Consider the following 706-nt stretch of genomic DNA (forward strand, 5'->3'; position numbering starts at 1 on the left):
TTAAAAAAAGGGTCTATTGCTGTTGATGGAATTAGTTTGACAGTTTTTGATGTGAACAACCATACTTTTACAATCTCACTTATTCCCCATACTGTTTCACAAACGGTATTAGGCGAAAAAACAGTCGGAGATATCGTCAACATCGAATGCGATATGCTGGCAAAGTATATAGAGCAAATGATGCAGCGAACAAATACGAAACATAAAGGTATTAATCAGGCCTTTTTATCAGAAAACGGTTATTTTTAAAAGTATGTCTAGCTCCGGCGCCCAGAAACGGCCGTCATAAGCAATGGACACTACGAACGCCAACCCCATGCGTTCTACGATCCCTTGCTTATGAGTCCGCTTCTAAACGGGCATCTGCGCTTTTCTAATACTTTAAGAAAGCATAAATCTTTATCGGTATAAAGTATAAAAAAATCTAAGGCTTTCGCCATTAGTTCTTGGCGACAAGCCAAGATTTTCTAATGCTTTTTAAAATGTATGAACTTCCTCGATTGCTGCCAAACTAACTAGTAAAAAGAGGTGTTCATCTATATGAAGAAAAATCCCGAATTGCCAACGTTTACAATTCTAAATCCAGAATTTCATGCACCTGAGCAGGTATCAATGGATGTTGAAGAAACGGAAATATCTGCTGAGGAATCCCCGGAAAATGAAAATAATTAAAATTAAGTTATATTTTTTCAAAAAATTGTATTAT

At 36.3% G+C, this 706-nt stretch carries 1 protein-coding gene and 1 pseudogene; both read left to right on the forward strand.

The window, feature by feature from the left end:
- Nucleotides 1-249 (forward strand): annotated as a pseudogene (locus tag AC3G7N_RS21120) (riboflavin synthase); the annotation flags it as partial.
- Nucleotides 250-540: 291 nt separating this feature from the next.
- Nucleotides 541-672, forward strand: coding sequence for a hypothetical protein (locus AC3G7N_RS21125; RefSeq protein ID WP_281251601.1), 132 nt, complete (start codon nt 541-543; stop codon nt 670-672).
- Nucleotides 673-706: the final 34 nt, after the last annotated feature.

Source organism: Virgibacillus carmonensis, assembly GCF_057836705.1.

Coding starts and splice junctions, on each gene's coding strand:
- AC3G7N_RS21125 (WP_281251601.1), top strand. CDS start 541: ATGAAGAAAAATCCCGAATTGCCAACGTTTACAATTCTAAATCCAGAA.